This is a genomic window from Neisseria sp. HMSC31F04 (assembly GCF_001807735.1).
GTDB lineage: Bacteria > Pseudomonadota > Gammaproteobacteria > Burkholderiales > Neisseriaceae > Neisseria > Neisseria elongata.
Map to the genome: position 1 here is coordinate 1 of NZ_KV790824.1, position 17501 is coordinate 17501.

Annotated in this window: 20 protein-coding genes and 1 tRNA gene; 10 read left to right on the forward strand and 11 right to left on the reverse strand. The window is 55.2% G+C overall.

Going from position 1 to position 17501, the window contains the following annotated elements:
* Window positions 1-166: 166 nt before the first annotated feature.
* The 4 genes from HMPREF3107_RS09405 to HMPREF3107_RS09420 all read left to right on the forward strand — a co-directional run bounded on the left by HMPREF3107_RS09405 (window position 167) and on the right by HMPREF3107_RS09420 (window position 6562).
* Window positions 167-3418: a DUF2339 domain-containing protein gene (locus HMPREF3107_RS09405; RefSeq protein WP_070455090.1), complete on the forward strand. Its 3252-nt coding sequence runs from the start codon at window positions 167-169 to the stop codon at window positions 3416-3418.
* Window positions 3415-4200 carry a hydroxyacylglutathione hydrolase gene (gene gloB / locus HMPREF3107_RS09410; protein WP_070455091.1) on the forward strand — a complete coding sequence of 262 codons (786 nt, stop codon included), beginning with the start codon at window positions 3415-3417 and terminating at the stop codon, window positions 4198-4200. The genes HMPREF3107_RS09405 and gloB overlap by 4 nt, the downstream gene beginning before the upstream one ends.
* Window positions 4201-4342: 142 nt before the next feature.
* The gene (locus HMPREF3107_RS09415) at window positions 4343-5938 is read left to right on the forward strand and encodes a peptide chain release factor 3 (protein ID WP_070455092.1); all 1596 of its coding nucleotides are present in this window, start codon (window positions 4343-4345) and stop codon (window positions 5936-5938) included.
* A 102-nt stretch (window positions 5939-6040) separates the two neighbouring features.
* Window positions 6041-6562, forward strand: coding sequence for a hypothetical protein (locus HMPREF3107_RS09420; RefSeq protein WP_070455093.1), 522 nt, complete (start codon window positions 6041-6043; stop codon window positions 6560-6562).
* A gap of 34 nt (window positions 6563-6596) precedes the next feature.
* On the opposite strand, the gene HMPREF3107_RS09425 is transcribed toward HMPREF3107_RS09420, so the two are convergent.
* The 7 genes from HMPREF3107_RS09425 to HMPREF3107_RS09450 all read right to left on the reverse strand — a co-directional run bounded on the left by HMPREF3107_RS09425 (window position 6597) and on the right by HMPREF3107_RS09450 (window position 10215).
* Complete coding sequence (locus HMPREF3107_RS09425) at window positions 6597-6827, reverse strand: hypothetical protein (protein ID WP_070455094.1); 231 nt, start codon at window positions 6825-6827, stop codon at window positions 6597-6599.
* A 207-nt stretch (window positions 6828-7034) separates the two neighbouring features.
* Window positions 7035-7292: a hypothetical protein gene (locus HMPREF3107_RS09430; protein WP_141742871.1), complete on the reverse strand. Its 258-nt coding sequence runs from the start codon at window positions 7290-7292 to the stop codon at window positions 7035-7037.
* Window positions 7293-7578: 286 nt separating this feature from the next.
* Window positions 7579-7845: an Arm DNA-binding domain-containing protein gene (locus HMPREF3107_RS12715; protein WP_083284669.1), complete on the reverse strand. Its 267-nt coding sequence runs from the start codon at window positions 7843-7845 to the stop codon at window positions 7579-7581.
* 219 nt (window positions 7846-8064) lie between these two features.
* Window positions 8065-8150 (reverse strand) — tRNA-Leu (locus HMPREF3107_RS09440).
* A gap of 19 nt (window positions 8151-8169) precedes the next feature.
* Complete coding sequence (secG, locus tag HMPREF3107_RS11610; RefSeq protein ID WP_049248771.1) at window positions 8170-8511, reverse strand: preprotein translocase subunit SecG; 342 nt, start codon at window positions 8509-8511, stop codon at window positions 8170-8172.
* Window positions 8512-8515: 4 nt separating this feature from the next.
* Window positions 8516-9271: a triose-phosphate isomerase gene (gene tpiA, locus HMPREF3107_RS09445; protein WP_049252642.1), complete on the reverse strand. Its 756-nt coding sequence runs from the start codon at window positions 9269-9271 to the stop codon at window positions 8516-8518.
* A gap of 74 nt (window positions 9272-9345) precedes the next feature.
* On the reverse strand, window positions 9346-10215 hold the full coding sequence (locus HMPREF3107_RS09450) for a lipid A biosynthesis lauroyl acyltransferase (protein ID WP_070455096.1): 870 nt from the start codon (window positions 10213-10215) through the stop codon (window positions 9346-9348).
* A gap of 119 nt (window positions 10216-10334) precedes the next feature.
* Here HMPREF3107_RS09450 and rbfA point away from each other — a divergent pair, with 119 nt between their 5' ends.
* The 4 genes from rbfA (at window position 10335) to rpsO (ending at window position 12747) form a co-directional block, all read left to right on the forward strand.
* A complete protein-coding gene (rbfA, locus tag HMPREF3107_RS09455) occupies window positions 10335-10706 on the forward strand; it encodes a 30S ribosome-binding factor RbfA (RefSeq protein WP_070455097.1) in 372 nt (123 codons plus the stop codon).
* A gap of 1 nt (window position 10707) precedes the next feature.
* Window positions 10708-11238 carry a hypothetical protein gene (locus HMPREF3107_RS09460; RefSeq protein WP_070455098.1) on the forward strand — a complete coding sequence of 177 codons (531 nt, stop codon included), beginning with the start codon at window positions 10708-10710 and terminating at the stop codon, window positions 11236-11238.
* Between the two features lie 107 nt (window positions 11239-11345).
* Window positions 11346-12260, forward strand: coding sequence for a tRNA pseudouridine(55) synthase TruB (truB, locus tag HMPREF3107_RS09465; protein WP_070455099.1), 915 nt, complete (start codon window positions 11346-11348; stop codon window positions 12258-12260).
* Between the two features lie 217 nt (window positions 12261-12477).
* On the forward strand, window positions 12478-12747 hold the full coding sequence (gene rpsO / locus HMPREF3107_RS09470; protein ID WP_003775527.1) for a 30S ribosomal protein S15: 270 nt from the start codon (window positions 12478-12480) through the stop codon (window positions 12745-12747).
* 172 nt (window positions 12748-12919) lie between these two features.
* Here the strand turns inward: rpsO and HMPREF3107_RS09475 are convergent, their stop codons facing one another.
* Complete coding sequence (locus tag HMPREF3107_RS09475; protein ID WP_070455100.1) at window positions 12920-14443, reverse strand: fumarate hydratase; 1524 nt, start codon at window positions 14441-14443, stop codon at window positions 12920-12922.
* A 179-nt stretch (window positions 14444-14622) separates the two neighbouring features.
* Between HMPREF3107_RS09475 and HMPREF3107_RS09480 the strand changes: the two genes are divergently transcribed.
* Window positions 14623-15285 carry an NAD(P)H-dependent oxidoreductase gene (locus HMPREF3107_RS09480; RefSeq protein ID WP_003775519.1) on the forward strand — a complete coding sequence of 221 codons (663 nt, stop codon included), beginning with the start codon at window positions 14623-14625 and terminating at the stop codon, window positions 15283-15285.
* Between the two features lie 35 nt (window positions 15286-15320).
* Window positions 15321-15818: a hypothetical protein gene (locus HMPREF3107_RS12410; RefSeq protein WP_210391420.1), complete on the forward strand. Its 498-nt coding sequence runs from the start codon at window positions 15321-15323 to the stop codon at window positions 15816-15818.
* Window positions 15819-16124: 306 nt separating this feature from the next.
* Here the strand turns inward: HMPREF3107_RS12410 and pth are convergent, their stop codons facing one another.
* Genes pth through HMPREF3107_RS09500 form a run of 3 tightly spaced genes read right to left on the reverse strand, consistent with a single transcriptional unit; the run spans window position 16125 to window position 17419 of the window.
* Complete coding sequence (pth, locus tag HMPREF3107_RS09490) at window positions 16125-16697, reverse strand: aminoacyl-tRNA hydrolase (RefSeq protein WP_070455101.1); 573 nt, start codon at window positions 16695-16697, stop codon at window positions 16125-16127.
* Window positions 16698-16704: 7 nt separating this feature from the next.
* Window positions 16705-16995, reverse strand: coding sequence for an RnfH family protein (locus HMPREF3107_RS09495; RefSeq protein ID WP_070455102.1), 291 nt, complete (start codon window positions 16993-16995; stop codon window positions 16705-16707).
* Complete coding sequence (locus HMPREF3107_RS09500) at window positions 16988-17419, reverse strand: type II toxin-antitoxin system RatA family toxin (protein WP_049248782.1); 432 nt, start codon at window positions 17417-17419, stop codon at window positions 16988-16990. Before HMPREF3107_RS09500 ends, HMPREF3107_RS09495 begins: the two co-directional genes overlap by 8 nt.
* Window positions 17420-17501 lie beyond the last annotated feature (82 nt).

Sequence of the window (17501 nt, forward strand, 5' to 3'; positions counted from 1 at the left end):
GGGATTTGGGGGGGATTTTGCAAAGGTCTCGGTATATAAATCCTGTCTATTGCAGGATGAAGACCGTCTGAAAAGCATTTTGGCGGCAGTTTTGGGCATTTGGACAGCTTTCAGACGGCCTGTTAGAATCTCCGGGAAATAAATGTATTGTCGGAAGGATGCAGCGATGCAGTATGTGGTATTTGTCGTATCCGTGATTATCGGCGGATGGATGGGTTATCCCGTGTCCGGTTTCATCATCGGCCTTGCGCTGTGGTATGGCATTATCAAAATCCAAGGTAAGCCGTCGGCGGAAAACGAACAGCTGAAGGCCGAGATAGCCGATCTGCAAAGACGGGTGCATGCGCTGGAATTGCAGCTGTCGAGGCCGTCTGAAAATGTTTTGCCAACCGCGCAGGAAGAGGAATCCCATCCTTCAGTCATATCCGGTGCCATGCCGATGCCGTCTGCGGCCGAACCGGCATTGGAAGCGGCGGCGGCCGTTTCCCCGATATACGCGGCAAACGAAACCGAAAAACCGCAGGCCGCTCGCATCAGCCGTTTGCAGCAGATGCATTTGCAGGCCGAAGAGGCCGCGGCAGTAGAAAACAGGCCGTCTGAAAGCGATTCGGCAGATCGTTTTCAGACGGCCTCCTTTGTTGAAGCCGAACAAGGGCAGGCGGCCGCCCGGCCTGCCTATTATGCTCCGATGCCGTCTGAAAAAGAGGCGGCAACCGACGGGGGCGGCTCTTTGCTTACCCGTTTGACAGGCGGCAATTTGTTGTTGAAAACAGGCATCGTGGTGCTGTTCCTCGGCTTGGCCTTTTTGCTGCGTTACGCTTCCGAACGCGTCCATATCCCAATCGGACTGCGTTATCTGTCGGTGGCGGGCGGCGGTTTGGCCGCTGTGGTTGCGGGCTGGAAGCTGCAAAGCCGGCGGCGCGAATACGGCCTGATTCTGCAGGGTTTCGGCGTGGCGGTGATGTACCTGACCTCGCTGGCGGCTTTGAAGCTGCACCCCCTGCTGCCCGCGCCCGCAGTGTTTGCCGCGATGGTGGTACTGGTGGCGGCGATGGCCGTGATGGCGGTGCGGCAGGATGCCCAAATAATGGCTCAGGCCGCGGTCATCGGCGGGATGGCCGCACCGATTTTGGTGTCCGACGGCAGCGGCAATTATCTGGTGCTGTTCTCCTATCTCGCGCTGCTCAATACGGGTATTGCGGCGATTGCCCGGTTTAAGGCCTGGCGGCCGCTGAACCTGACCGGTTTTGTCTGTACGTTCTGTATCGCCCTGTTTTGGGGCCTCAAGTCGTATACGCCGGGGCATTTCTCCACGACCGAGCCGTTTTTGATTTACCACTGGCTGCTTTATACATTGATTGCCTGCTTATTCGCCCGCCGCCGGTTGTCGGAGGGCGGGGGCGATGCGCTGCCGCCGTTGGCGGACAATGCGCCGCTGGGGGACATTATCGGCCATATCGCCAAACACGGAATCCGCGTGCACATACTCGACCACACCTTGCTGTTCGGCACAATGACCGCCGCTTTCGCTTTACAGTGCGGCATCACCGCGCACCTGACGCACGGTTCGGGCTGGTCTGCCGTATTGTTTGCCGCCGTTTACGGCGCGGCCGCGCTGGTGCTGCGCGGCAGTTCGGAGTTGGCGGTGTTGCGGCAGGCGTTTACTGCCTGCGCTTTGTTGTTTGCCACGGCGGCCGTACCGCTGTTTTTCAATCGCGGCGACACGGTTTCATTGTGGTCGCTGGAAGCGGTGCTGCTATACTTTTTCGGCCTGCGCGGACGGCTGCCGCACCTGCGTTTCGCCGCTTTGTCGGTTTATTTGTCGGCGGCGGTGTGTCAGTTGGGCGGTTACAGCCCGGCTGCCGATACGCTTTTGTCCGGCTCTTGGGTGGACACTTTATTTACGGCGGCAGGCGGCGGCCTGCTTTATGCCTGTTGGCAAAAATGGCGTTGCGAAGGTTCTGCCGCGTGGGAACGCGGTTTTCAGACGGCCTCTTTGGCTTTCGCCGTACTTTATGCTTCGCTGCTGCCGATGCTGTTGTTGTCCGAAGATGGGAAGTTGTCGGTTGCCTACTCCGCTTTAGCCTTACTGTGGGCGGCGTGCCAATACCGAAAAAGGCAGCCGGTATTTACTGCCGCCGCGCTGTTGTGCGGCCTGACCTTGATTTTCTTCAGCATCAATATGTCGGACGGTTGGCCCAATAAGACAGCTGCATGGCTGTTGCAGGCCGTTTTACTGTTTGCCGCCTCTTTTGCCACCGGCCGTCCGAAATGGCAGAACGGAAACAAAACTTCCGTACCGGCATTGTGCGCAGGCGGCCTGTTGTTCACCATTTCCCTGCTGCCCGCCCATACCGGTTGGCAGGAGGTATTGCGGCCGCTGGAAGCTTACGGCACGAGTACCGTATGGCTGTTGTCCGCCGTATGGCTGCTGCCGTTTGCCCTTGCCTGCTCGCGCTTAAACTGGCGGCCGCCCCTCTTTATCCTGCTTTTCTTCAGCCTCCTGACCTTCACCGGCTATCCCGGCGCGGCCGCTTACAGCGAAACGCCGCTCTATGCCGCATTCTGTCTGGCTGCGGCAACGGCCGTCCATTGGTATCTGCTGAAAGTACAGCCGTTGGAACAATCTGCCGCCGACTGGTTGCACGGCATTTCCCTGCTGCTCTTCGCCGCCGCTTGGACGCATTTTTCCGGCACGGTCGGCGCACTTTGGCTCGACGGCGTGTGGCTGCAGGTGGTGTGGCTGGCCGTACCGCTGGCATTTTGGCTGCTGCTGGCCTCGCCGAAACAGCCCGCCCTTTTCAGACGGCATCCTGCCGCCTATCTGAAATTCGGCGGCATTATGTGCGCGCTGTTCGCGGCCGGATGGCTGCTGTGGGTCAATATTTCCGCGCCGCACCGCCCTGCCCCGCTGCCCTACCTGCCGCTGCTCAATCCATTGGAACTGGCTTCCGTCGGACTGCTGTGGCTGGGCTGGCGCGGGTTCGAACGCATCGCCGCATCAGGCGGCTGGAGCGGGACGGCAAAACGCCAATATGCCGCGCTTTTGAACGGACTGGCCTTTATCGTATTGAGCGCGGGCGTGATGCGCCTGTGGCATTTCTTCGACGGCATCCGCTGGCGGCTGGATTACCTTTTGGCCTCTTTCGGCCTGCAGGCCAGCCTGTCTGTGGTATGGGCGGTAACGGCCATCGTGCTGATGGTGGGCGGCAACCGCAGCGGCAGACGCAGCCGCTGGCTGACAGGTGCCACGCTGATGGCGGTAGTGGTCGTCAAACTGTTTTTGGTCGAACTGGGCAACAGCGGCGGCATCGCCCGCATCGTATCGTTCATCGCCGTCGGCCTGCTGCTGCTTTTGGTGGGCTGGTTTGCCCCCGTTCCGCCTAAAGAAAATATTTCGGAAGAGACTAAAAAATGACCGACGCTATTCAACCGCCTACCCGCCAAACCCTATCAATCACCGCCATTCCCGCTTTGGGCGACAACTACATCTGGCTGCTTTCAGACGGCCTCCAAGCCGTCTGCATCGATCCGGGCGATGCCGAACCCGTACTCGATTACCTCGGACAAACCAAAACGGAACTGACGCAAATCTGGATTACCCACCACCACCACGACCACACCGGCGGCATCGCCGGCCTGAAAAGCCGTTTTCCCGACTGCGAAATCTACGGCAACCGCGACATTGCCGCCGCCACACACCCTATCTCGGAAGGCGCGCATCTCAACTTCGGCGGCTGCCGGGCGGAAGTTTGGCAAGTGCCGGGGCACACCGACACCCATCTGGCCTATCTGTTCGAATACGGCGGCAGACTGCATGTTTTCTGCGGCGACACCTTGTTCAGCGCAGGCTGCGGCCGCGTGTTTACCGGAACGGCAGCCGACCTGGCCGCCTCGTTCGACCGCTTCAAAGCCCTGCCCGACGACACCCTGTTCTACCCCGCACACGAATACACGGCGGCGAATCTGGCCTTTGCCGCCCACATCGAACCGGACAATCCGGCCATCCGTGCGGCAGCCGAAGCGGCACGCCGAACGCCCACGCTGCCGGTGAGCCTGGCTCACGAAAAAGCGGTCAATCCGTTCCTGCGTACCGACAACCCGGCCGTCCGCCGCCGCACCGCCGAACTGGCCGGACGCGCGGTTTCCGACAGCAAAGAAACCTTTGCCGTATTGCGCGAATTGAAAAACAACTTCTAATCGCAAACAACAAAAAGCCGTCTGAAAACCGCTTGGTTGGTTTTTCAGACGGCCTTTATGTGTCAAAACCTGTTAAAATCCGCCGTTTTACTTTTCACGCGTTTCAGGCCGTCTGAAAACGCCAAACCGACACGAGAACCCCATGTCCCAAGAAATCCTCGACCAAGTGCGCCGCCGCCGCACGTTTGCCATCATCTCCCACCCCGACGCGGGTAAAACCACGCTGACCGAAAAACTCTTACTGTTTTCAGGCGCGATTCAGAGCGCGGGTACGGTAAAAGGCAAGAAAACCGGCAAATTCGCCACCTCCGACTGGATGGAAATCGAGAAGCAGCGCGGCATTTCCGTGGCGTCAAGCGTGATGCAGTTCGACTACAAAGACCACACCGTCAACCTCTTGGACACGCCAGGACACCAAGACTTCTCCGAAGACACCTACCGCGTTTTAACCGCCGTGGACAGCGCCTTGATGGTCATCGACGCGGCAAAAGGCGTGGAAGCGCAAACCATCAAACTCTTGAACGTCTGCCGCCTGCGCAACACGCCGATTGTCACGTTCATGAACAAATACGACCGCGAAGTGCGCGACTCTTTGGAATTGCTGGACGAAGTGGAAAATATTTTAAAAATCCGCTGCGCACCCGTTACTTGGCCGATCGGCATGGGCAAAAACTTCAAGGGCGTGTACCACATCCTGAACGACGAAATCTATCTCTTCGACGCAGGCGGCGAACGTCTGCCGCACGAGTTCGACATCATCAAAGGCATCGACAATCCCGAATTAGAACAACGTTTTCCGTTGGAAATCCAGCAGCTGCGCGACGAAATCGAATTGGTGCAGGCGGCTTCCAACGAGTTCAATCTCGACGAATTTCTCGCCGGCGAACTCACACCCGTGTTCTTCGGCTCGGCGATTAACAACTTCGGTATTCAGGAAATCCTCAATTCATTGATCGACTGGGCGCCCGCGCCGAAACCGCGCGACGCGACCGTGCGCATGGTCGAGCCGGACGAGCCGAAATTTTCCGGATTTATCTTTAAAATACAAGCCAATATGGACCCGAAACATCGCGACCGCATCGCCTTCTTGCGCGTCTGCTCCGGTAAATTCGAACGCGGCATGAAGATGAAACACCTGCGCATCAACCGTGAAATCGCCGCCTCCAGCGTAGTTACATTCATGTCGCACGACCGCGAGCTGGTAGAAGAAGCCTACGCAGGCGACATCATCGGCATCCCGAACCACGGCAACATCCAAATCGGCGACAGCTTCTCCGAAGGCGAACAACTGGCGTTCACCGGCATCCCCTTCTTCGCGCCCGAACTGTTCCGCAGCGTCCGCATCAAAAACCCGCTGAAAATCAAGCAACTGCAAAAAGGTTTGCAACAACTGGGCGAAGAAGGCGCGGTTCAAGTCTTCAAACCCATGAGCGGCGCGGATTTGATTTTGGGCGCGGTCGGCGTGTTGCAGTTTGAAGTCGTTACCTCGCGCCTCGCTAACGAATACGGCGTGGAAGCCGTGTTCGACAGCGCATCCATCTGGTCGGCGCGCTGGGTATCGTGCGAAGACAAGAAAAAGCTGGCGGAGTTTGAAAGAGCCAACGCGGGCAACCTCTCCATCGACGCAGGCGGCAACCTCGCCTACCTCGCCCCCAACCGCGTGAATTTGGGACTCACGCAAGAACGCTGGCCGGACATTGTGTTCCACGAAACGCGCGAGCATTCGGTGAAGTTGTAAACCGTATGGCCGTCTGAAAACAAATAAATTCAAACGGCTCGTTTTTAAAGCAAGCAACACAAACAAACTGTTTGCCGCCATTGCAGCCAAGAACGGAGAAATATGAAAAAACTGATGATTGCAGCCGCATTGATGCTGAGTGTGCAATTTGCCGCCGCTGCCCCGAAAGCCACTAAATTACCTGCCGCCGTAATGAAAGAAATCAACGCAGACGCACAGATCTGCCGCAAAAGCGGTGGCCGCTATTCCTACCGCAATGCCGTGCAGACTGCCGATTTAAACGGCGACACTTACCCCGATTATATTTACGATGCCAGCAAAGCCTCATGCGTAGGCGGCATGGACTTAGGCGGATCGGGCGGTTGGCCGGTAACGGTATTTGCAGGACAGCCGAACGGAACGGCTAAAGAAGTGTTTGTTGAGGCTGCAGTCGGTGCGGGAATCATTGGCGACAGGCTGTATTTGGGGGTACGCGGCAGTTTATGCGGGCAAAACACGCGCAATAAGGTCAATGCCGAATACGAAAACTGTCTGCGACCGCTGCAATGGAATGCGCGCAAGAAAGCGTTTGAGTTTGCGCCTGTCACGCAGAAAAAGCCGTTCCCCAAAAGCTGGGCAAGGTAGTGGACAAATAAATCGGAAGGCCGTCTGAAACCCGTTATCCAGCTTTCAAGGCCGCCGCTGGGTCTTCAATGCCGTCAAACGCCTTCAGCTTCGCTTCCGCCGCCTCTTTGGCTTCGCGGTGCTGCTTGGCTTCGGCATTCAGGCCGCTGATTTTCTGTATGGCGGCAGGCGCGTCAAAAGGGATTTCCTTCCCGTCGTCATGCACATACACCGGCTTGCCGTCGGACACCACTACATGGCCGTTTTCATCCAATTTCAATTTCATCTTTCACACTCCAATAAAACACGGCATCCGCCGCAAACACCCTCGCATATCCATACGGTGGGCAACAAAAAAATCGTTTTAACCCCCTGCGATTCAAGGGAATTAAAACGGCCGCAAATCCCAAAAGGGATAATAAAAAACCACCCCGTTGTTTGGAGTGGCTTTATCGGTTAAGCACCGCGTTTTGCCATTATATCGGCAATAATTTTACGGACTTGAATGACCGACTGTTTCAAGTCTTCGCGCAATGATTGTATCTCGGACGGTGTCAACGCCTGAACGGGTGATCTGTTTGTTGATGTATCGTGCTTCCGATTCTGTGAGTTCTGAGAAGTCATAGCCGAATTGCTCCTGCCACCACGCTTCAAAATCCTTGTCGAGGGATTTGCGCAGCTGGCCTAAAGTAGGTTTAGTAATCGCCAGTCTAGCAGAGTGCGGCTTACCCATCAAGGCGGTTACACCCACCACAATGCCGCCGGAACTTTCGATATACCCCCGTAAATCGGCAATGGTTCCGCCTTGGATGAGCGCACATTTCGGGGAAAGTTTCGATTAAGTCTTACAGCCTGTTAATTCTTCCGCCAAGATTATTTTGCATTGCTGTTTTCCTTTATCGCGTATGCTGCGTTACATAGCATTGCACTGAATTATATTATCAAATCTTCACGTCAAATATTGACAAGCAGAAAAAATCCGCCTGAAAAATCGGGCGGCCTTTTAGTAAAGGTTAAGGTCAAAAAAGTTATGGGCTTTATATCTGCTTCAGGGCTTGGCGGCATCGTTCACACAAATAGTTGCTATACCACTTTATTTCGTGCCGTTCGTTCATGTAGTCTGTTCCAAGGTATGCCGCCCTGATACGGTCTTCCTCCACATGGACTATGCGGTATTTCAGGCGAAAGATTTTGCCGCCTGCGGGGGTAACTTCGAGATACAGGCCGCCGCCATCAAACAGCTTGGCTTTCTTTCCTGCTTCGGTCGGCTTGGCGTTCCTGATTTGGCGGTCGTTTAGGGGCATTTTGGGGGTATGTTTTCGGGGGTATTTTCAGATACCCCCAAATATACCCCAACTTTTCGCTTTACTCAATTACACGGCAATGGGCGGGATTGGACAATCAGGAAGGGGCAAGCAGGATGGCAATCGGCCTGCAAGCCCCGTGGTTATTGGATTTGGTTTATGGCATTAGACGGGGTTAAATGAAAAAAACGCTTAGAATGTCTAAGCGTTTTTGTGTGTTGGTGCCGACAGCGAGACTTGAACTCGCACAGCCTAAGGCCACTACCCCCTCAAGATAGCGTGTCTACCAATTTCACCATGTCGGCATAATTCGTTATTTTTAATTTACTTTCCACCAGCCGGAGAGGAAGGGGCATTTGATGGAGCGGTATGTGCAGGCATTGTCTGTTGTACATTTCCAAAATCCAGCTTGCTTTTGCCAGAATGGGTAGAAATATAAGTTAATGCCAAACAAGTTGCAAAAAAGATTACTGTTGCAATAGCCGTACTGCGGCTGAGAAAATTACTGTTACCTGCAGAACCAAATACGCCTTGTGCGCTACCGCTACCGCTGGCAAATGAGGCTCCTGCATCTGCGCCTTTGCCGTGCTGCATCAATACCAAAAGGATGACGCTTAATCCGGCAAAACCGTTTACGATCATAATCAGTGTTTTAAATGCTTCCATAATTTCAAGCTTGCTCTGCTGCCCGGATAATGTCGGAAAATGCTTCGTAGGTTAAAGAAGCTCCTCCAACCAAAGCACCATCCACATGCGGAACGGCAAAAATATCTGCTGCGTTCGCGGGATTGACACTACCACCGTAAAGGACGCGGATTTTAGCATCGTTCCCACACAATGACAATATTTCGCTATAAATAAATGCGTGCATATCGGCAATTTGTTCTTTATTGGCAACTTTTCCCGTACCTATAGCCCATACCGGTTCGTATGCGACGGCAAAACAGTCGGTTTTCAAACCTTTCAAAACGGAAAGCTGATAGGCAACGGCTTCTTTTTCGCGGCCGTCTTCACGTTCCTTTAAGCTTTCGCCCACACACAATAATGGCGTTAGGCCGACGGCAAGGACATTCTCGATTTTGTGCCGTTGGATGTCATTCTTTTCGTTGAAATACAAGCTGCGTTCGGAATGACCGATTAAAACGACATCGACGCCGACATCTTTCAGCATTTCGGCCGAGACTTCACCTGTATAAGCTCCGTTTCCTGCAAAACGGCTGACGTCTTGGGCGCAGGTGTGGATGGTATTGTTCAACACGATTTGCACGGCGTTGTGCACTTGGGACAAATACACTGTCGGCGGGGCAATGCCGATACATACTTTTTGTTGTACGGGCATGCTGCGCAATTTATGCACGAGCGCATTGTTGTTTTGCAGACGGCCGTTCATTTTCCAGTTGCCGATTACCCATTTTTTATCCCACATCGTTCAAATCCTCGTTTTAGAACGGGCGTGATTGTACCCGAATTTGTCGGCCCGCAGTAGCCGGACGGACGTTGTCAATAAAACTCCGCTTCTCCGTCCGGCCTGGTTTTGAAGCGTTTGTGCAACCAATAGTATTGTTCCGGCATTTCGCGTATCCGTGCTTCGATAAAATCATTCATCGTCTGCGCGTCTGCTTCTGGATTATCCGTGGGAAAGTCATCCCAGGCCGGGTAAAAGCGCAATTCCACCGTACCGTCGGGCAATCGTGTCGGAATGGCGGGAATGACCTTGGCGCGCGTTAAGACCGCGATACGGCTCAGTCCGGCAATCGTGGCCGTCTGAATACCGAAAAACCGTACGAATACTGAGTCTTTGCGGCCGAAATCCTGATCGGGCAGGTAAAGGAAGGGCGCATCGCTTGCTTTGAGCTGCTTGATAATCGCACGCAAACCTTCGTTACGGCCGATAAGGAAGACATTATTATAGCGGTGGCGGCCTTTCAGGATTTGCTCGTCTAGTGCCGCATTTTTCTGGTGCGAATACATGCTGATCAGCGGCACATCTTGGTTCAGCGCATATACGGCCAATTCGAAGGCCGTAAAATGCGGGTACAGCAAAATCACTTTTTCGCCTGTAGCCAGCGCGTCATCGAGGAAATGCTTGTCCCGATAACGCACCAGTTTTTTCAGACGGCCTGCATCCCCGTACCAATACAAACCATATTCGGCCAACAGCCTGCCCATATGTTTGAAATGCTCTTTCAAAACAGCGGTTCGCCGCTTTTCGTCCCATTCGGGAAAGCACTTGGCCAGATTGATTTGCCCGACGCGGCGGCGCGGGGCAACCAAATAATAGCTCAAGATACCGATCATGCGGCCGATTGCCCCGATGACGGAAAACGGCAGCAACTGGATCAGATACAAAACGGCAAACAGAATCTTCATTTCTCTTTTTTCAGACGGCCTGTCGAGTAAAAGCGGGCATTATACGGCAATTGGGCTATAATGCGCCCCGATTTGAAAGCGGCCGCGTGCCGCCGAATGCCATAAAAAAGGAAGGACATATGAACAAAAACCATCGCGGCTATGCCAGGCAAGACCGTGTAAAAGAACAAATCATGCGCGAATTGGCCGAGCTGGTGCGCCGCGGCCTGAAAGACCCGCGCGCCGGCTTTATCACCATCAACGACGTGGAAGTTACCCGCGACTACAGCCACGCCACCGTTTACTATACCGTTTTGGACGACACGACCCGCGACATCACCGCCGAAGCATTGGAACACGCCAAAGGCTTCCTGCGCAGCGAATTATCCAAACGCATCAAACTGTTCCGCATTCCGGAGCTGCATTTCCAATACGACCAATCCTTGGAACGCGGCATGAGCATTTCCCACCTGATCGAACAAGTGGCGGCGGAAAAGCCGGTGGAAGACTGACATGGCCCATTTAATCCTCCATCCGCTGGAAGGCTTGGAAATTTCAGGCAGAGGCCGTCTGAATTTCGGCCAACATAAAAACGACGCCCTGACACTCTTGGGCGAACCGTCGCAGCAAAACGACCACGTCCTCTACTACGACCTGCTCGACTGCCACATCTATTTCGACCACCAAGGCATCATCGATTTTTTCGACATCCCCGAAGGCCCTTTCCTGCAAACAGGCAACAGCGTCGAAATCTACGGCTGCAACCCGTTCGCCCTGCCGTCCGACCAACTGTACGCCCTATTGGCCGAACACAACGCCGGCGGCAAAATCACCGGCGACGCACCTTATGGCTACCGTTTCTGCAACATCAATACGGCCATCTGGCGCGAGACCCATGAAGAAGAAATCCGGCAAATGATGGAAGAATTTCCGCACGAAGCCGAACACCTGGCCCTGGAGCTGCCGAAAGGCAATTACTATTGGAGCATAGGCATAGGCTCGAAAGACTGTTACAGCAAAACCCCCAAACGTTTCCTACCCTGAGGGGCCGTCTGAACAGCACAATCCGAGGCCGTCTGAAAATACAGTTTGCAAACCGTTTTCAGACGGCCTTTCAAACACCTCCCCCGCAAAACGGATTCATACCGAATATGACCGCCAAACCCGCCAAACGACCCGTCAACGGCGTCCTTCTGCTCGACAAGCCAGAAGGACTTTCCAGCAACACCGCCCTGCAAAAAGCCCGCCGTCTCTACAACGCCGAGAAAGCGGGGCATACCGGCGTGCTCGATCCTTTGGCGACCGGACTTTTGCCCGTCTGCTTCGGCGAAGCGACCAAGTTCGCCCAATACCTGCTGGATGCCGACAAAGCCTACACCGCCACCCTGAAACTCGGCGAAGCCAGCAGCACGGGCGACGCCGAAGGCGAAATCATCGCCACCGCCCGCACTGATATTTCCTTAGCCGAATTTCAGACGGCATGCCAAGCCCTGACAGGCAACATCCGCCAAGTGCCGCCGATGTTTTCCGCCCTCAAACACGAAGGCAAACCGCTGTACGAATACGCCCGCAAAGGCATCGTCATCGAACGCAAACCGCGCGACATCACCATTTACGCCATTGATATTACCGAGTTTGACGCGCCTAAAGCCGTCATCGACGTACGTTGCAGCAAAGGCACCTACATCCGCACCCTCAGCGAAGACATCGCCAAACACATCGGCACATTCGCCCACCTGACCGCCCTGCGCCGCACCGAAACCGCCGGTTTCTCCATCCGCGAAAGCCACACGCTCGAAGCCTTGACAGAATTAAACGAAACCGAACGCGACGCCCTGCTCCTGCCCTGCGACGTTTTAGTGCGGCACCTCCCCAAAATCGAACTGAACGACCGCGCCGTCGAAATGTTGCAACACGGCCAGCGTCCCCAGTTTTCAGACGGCCTCCCGAACGACAAACCCTTCCGCATCTACAACAAAAACGGCCGCTTCATCGGACTGGCGCACTATCAGGCGGAAATAGGCCGTCTGAAAGCCCTTCGCCTGATGGATACCAAACAGGCTTAATCCAACCCGGCCCGGCAAAACCCGTAGGCCGTCTGAAAACCGACACCAATATGGTTCCGCGTACAATGTCCTAAAAAAACGTGCGCACGCCGGAAGCTTATGGCATAATGCCGCCTCGTCCGTTCGGCCTGCCCGGAAGGACGGATTCGGAGTTTGCCCGGTTCAGGCTAGGCAAACTTGTCTGCCGCAAGGCTTTATTTTTTGGAGTTTTTCAATTATGGCACTGTCCGTAGAACAAAAAGCACAAATCGTTAAAGATTTCCAACGCAAAGAAGGCGATACCGGTTCGTCTGAAGTACAGGTAGCACTGCTGACCTTCCGCATCAACGACCTGACCCCGCACTTCAAAGCCAACCCTAAAGACCACCACAGCCGTCGCGGCCTGTTGAAAATGGTCAGCGCGCGCCGCCGCCTGTTGGGCTACCTGCGCCGCACCAAACCCGACACCTACCGCGAACTGATTACCCGTCTGGGTCTGCGTAAATAATTTGTGCGCCTCATTAAAAACCGGAACGGTACAATACCGTTCCGGTTTTTTAACATTCAATTGATGCCTGACTCAGCCGGAACAATCCTTATCTTTCAATCCACCCATATCAATCAGGCCGTCTGAAAACCGATAACAAGGTTTTCAGACGGCCTGATTGGTTTATTACCGTTTAGGCTTCTACCGGAATGATGCCGATTTTGGCCTGCCATTGTTTCGGCGCAACGGCATGGACGGATTGTCCTGCCGCATCTACCGCCACCGTTACCGGCATGTCTTTCACTTCAAACTCGTAAATCGCTTCCATGCCCAAATCGGCGAAGGCGACGACTTTGGCCTGCTTGATGGCTTTGGCCACCAGATAGGCTGAACCGCCGACCGCCATCAGGTACACGGCTTTGTTGTCGGCAATCGCCTGACAGGCCGCCGCGCCGCGTTCGGATTTGCCTATCATGCCCAAAAGGCCGGTTTGTTCGAGCATCTGACGGGTGAATTTGTCCATTCGGGTGGCGGTGGTAGGGCCGGCGGGGCCGACCACTTCATCGCGCACGGGATCGACCGGGCCGACGTAGTAAATCAGTTTGCCCGACAAGTCCACAGGCAGTTTTTCGCCTTTGTCCAGCATATCGGTCATGCGTTTGTGGGCGGCATCGCGGCCGGTGTAGATTTTGCCGTTCAAGAGCAGCACGTCGCCCATTTTCCATGTGGCCACTTCTTCTTTGGTCAGCTTGTCCACATCGACGCGGCGGCCGTTTTTCGGGTTGTAGGTGATGTCCGGCCAGTCTTCGATGGTCGGCGGGGTGAGCACGGCGGGGCCGCTGCCGTCCAGTTCGAATTCGACGTGGCGGGTGGCGGCGCAGTTCGGAATCATGGCCACGGGTTTGGACGCGGCGTGGGTCGGATAATCGAGGATTTTCACGTCCAGCACGGTGGTCAGGCCGCCCAAGCCTTGCGCGCCTATGCCCAAGGCGTTTACTTTTTCAAAGAGTTCCAGGCGCAGGGCTTCGACGATGGAGAGTTCCGCGCCAGATGCGGCTTTTTCCTGCAATTCGTGGATGTCGATGTGGCTCATCAGGGATTCTTTGGCCAACAGTGCGGCTTTTTCGGGCGTGCCGCCGATACCGATACCCAAAATGCCCGGCGGACACCAGCCCGCGCCCATGGTCGGCACGGTTTTCAAGACCCAATCGACGATGCTGTCGGACGGGTTGAGCATGGCCATTTTGGATTTGTTTTCCGAACCGCCGCCTTTGGCCGCGCAGGTTACTTCGATTTTATCGCCCGCCACGATTTCCATGTGGACGACGGCGGGGGTATTGTCTTTGGTGTTTTGGCGTTTGCCAGCCGGATCGGCCAAAACGGATGCGCGCAGTTTGTTGTCGGGATTGGTGTAGGCGCGGCGCACGCCCTCGTTTACCATTTCCTGAACGCTCATTTGCGCGTCCCATTGCACGTTCATGCCGACCTTCAAAAAGACGGTGGCGATGCCTGTGTCTTGGCAGATGGGGCGGTGGCCTTCGGCACACATGCGGCTGTTTACCAGAATCTGCGTCATCGCGTCTTTGGCGGCAGGATTCTCTTCTTTCTCCCAAGCCTTGCTCAGGGCTTTGATGTAATCGACGGGATGGTAGTAGCTGATGAATTGGAAGGCATCGGCGATGCTTTGGATAAAGTCTTCCTGTTTGATTACGGTCATTTTGCGTTCCTTTGAGTTTGTTTTTTTCTTTCAGACGGCCTGCCGCATGATTGGCAACATTCGGGCGGCCATAACGCGGCAGGATAGCACAAAGGCCGTCTGAAAAACAGTTTCAGACGGCCTGCTTTGCAGGGTTCGCGTATAATCCCCCCACTATCCAACCGAATAAGGAAACGAAGATGTTTAATATCGACAAACAGCAGGTTTTGGACGCATTCCGCCACCGCCGCGCCACCCGTGCCTACGACCCGTCCAAAAAAATCTCACCGGACGATTTTGCCTATATTCTGGAATTGGCGCGGCTCTCGCCAAGCTCCATCGGTTCGGAACCGTGGCAGTTTTTGGTGGTACAGAACGCCGAGCTGAGAGGCCGTCTGAAACCGGTGAGCTGGGGCATGGCCTCGCAAGTGGACGACTGCAGCCATTTGGTGGTGATACTGGCGAAGAAAAACGCCCGCTGGGACTCCGCCTTCCTGCGTGCAGGCCTGGAAAAGCGCGGCTTGGACGAAGAAGGAATGCAGCGTGCTTTGGCGGTTTACGAAAAATTCCAAAAGCACGACATGAAAACCGCCGATGACGAGCGCGCACTTTTCGACTGGTGCTGCAAGCAGACCTACATCGCCTTGGGCAACATGATGAGCGGTGCGGCAATGATCGGCATCGACTCCTGCCCGATAGAGGGTTTCGATTATGAAGAAGTGAACCGCATTTTGGCCGAAGCCGGCGCATTCGACCCGCAGGAATGGGGCGTGTCGGTGATGGTTACCTTCGGCTACCGCGCACGCGATATCTCGCCGCGCAGCCGCAAGCCGATTGACGAAATCGTGAAGTGGCTGGAATAAACGGCCGAAACATCGGACAAACAGGCGGCACCGCCATGCCGCCTCCTTCAAACAATCCGCGCACAACACAATCCATCATGGAAAACCGCAATCTTTTCCCCGTCAAACGCCTCAGCCCCTCGAATGCCTTTTTATCGGCTGCAGAAGGCCATTTAAGCCTCTGCATCTGCTTCCGCCCATTCGTTTGGGACGGTGAAACTACCGAAACTTCCCTGAACATCGATTTATACAACGTGCTGCCCTCGCCCTATCCGCGCGACTTGGCCGGCCTGCAACGTACCTTCGGCGAAATTGAAAACGGTTTTGCCGACGAAGGCGCGCCCGAGCCCGAATGTTCTTTGGACGGCAGCCTGTATTTGGGCGGCAAACACCATCCCGTCATCATCCGAAGCCTGTCCTTCCTCCCCAACCGCAACCGAACCGCGCTGACCCTGATGGTGAAAGGGGAATACCTGTTTGAGTTCGAAGGCCTGAACGATTACGCCGATACGCCGTTTACCTTGAACGCCCCGCTATGGTCGAACGCCGTATGAAAACACAATCTGAAACTGTTTTTTCAGACGGCCTTCAAGTTATTCGGCATACAGGGAATAGAGAGGGTGCCAACCCATTATCGGCATTAGCTTACACAAACTGCACAGGCATCCGGGGCAACTCAATCGAACACTTTTTTTGTCCGACAAACTTCCGTTCGGACCTACGCGGATTCCCGCCTGCGCGGGAATGACGGCTAACGGCAGATTCCGTATCGGCGATACAAGCGAATCGGCCATCAACGAATAATCAGCCCGCCGTACAAGACAGAGGCCGTCTGAAACTACTTTCAGACGGCCTCCCTGTTATTTCGCATGCAGGAAGCGGGTGGCGGCTTCGCGGTCGCCCGCCATAATCAGCGGCAGGCCTTGCAGCGATTTTTCGATTGCCTTGTCTATCAGGGCGCGGTCTTCGGCACTCGGCTTGTTCAACACATAGCCGACGACCAGATTGCGGTCGCCGGGGTGGCCGATGCCGAGGCGCAGGCGGTAGAAGTCCGGCGTGCCGAATTTGGCCTGTATGTCTTTCAAACCGTTGTGCCCGCCGTTGCCGCCGCCGAGCTTGAAGCGGATTTGGCCGCAGGGGATGTCGAGTTCGTCGTGGGCGACGAGGATTTCCTCCGGCCGGATTTTATAAAACTGCGCCAAAGCGGCGACGGCTTTGCCGGAGAGGTTCATGTAGGTGTCGGGTTTCAAAAGCCAGACTTCGCCTTCGGGGCGGCTGACGCGTGCGGTGTGGCCGAAGTATTTTTTTTCGTGCTTCCACGCAGCCTTCCACTGCCAGGCGAGTTCGTCTAAAAACCAAAAGCCCGCGTTGTGGCGGGTGTGTTCGTATTCTGTGCCCGGGTTGCCCAGGCCGACGATTAGTTTGATGCTCATATTCGGGTTATCGTTTGATTTTGTTGCGGCCGCCGTCGGACACGCGGCGGCGGCGGGCTTCTTTGGGGTCAATCAGCAGCGGGCGGTAGAGTTCCACCCTGTCGTGTTGACGCAAAACGGTATCGTCGGCGACCTGTTTGCCGAAAATCCCCAGCGGCGCGTGCAAATCGGCTTCGGGAAAGGCGGCGGACAGGCCGCTTTGCAAAACGGCTTTGCGGGCGGTTGTGCCTTCCTCGACGGCCAGTTGCTGCAAAAACTGTTTTTTATCCGTGCCGTAGGCGACTTCGATGTCAATCATAGCGTTTGTCCGCTTCGGCGATGAAGGATTCCACCAGCCGGCCGGCCAAGTGGCTGAAAACGGGGCTGATCAGGGCGGAAAGCATGGGGTTGGCAAAATCATATTCGAGGCGGAATTCGATTTTGCAGCAGTCGCCGCCCAAATCGATGAAATGCCACCGTCCGCGTAGGGTTTTGAACGGGCCTTCCAGCAGTTCCATGCGGATTTCGCGGCCGGGGATGTTGCGGTTGTGGGTGGCGAAGGATTGTTTCACGCCTTTATAGTCCATATACAGGCGGGCTTTGAGTTCGTCGCCTTCGCGCGAGATGACTTCGGTCTTGCCGTACCACGGCAAAAATTCGGGGTAGTCTTCGACTTTGTCCACCAGCTCGAACATTTGCTGCGCACTGTGTGCCACCAATATGTTTTTTTCTACGGTTTTCATGTGTCCGCCGTTCGGGAAAAGGCGGCATTATATAGCGAAATGTAGTGTTTCGGGGCATCGGGATGGGATGGCGGCCGTCTGA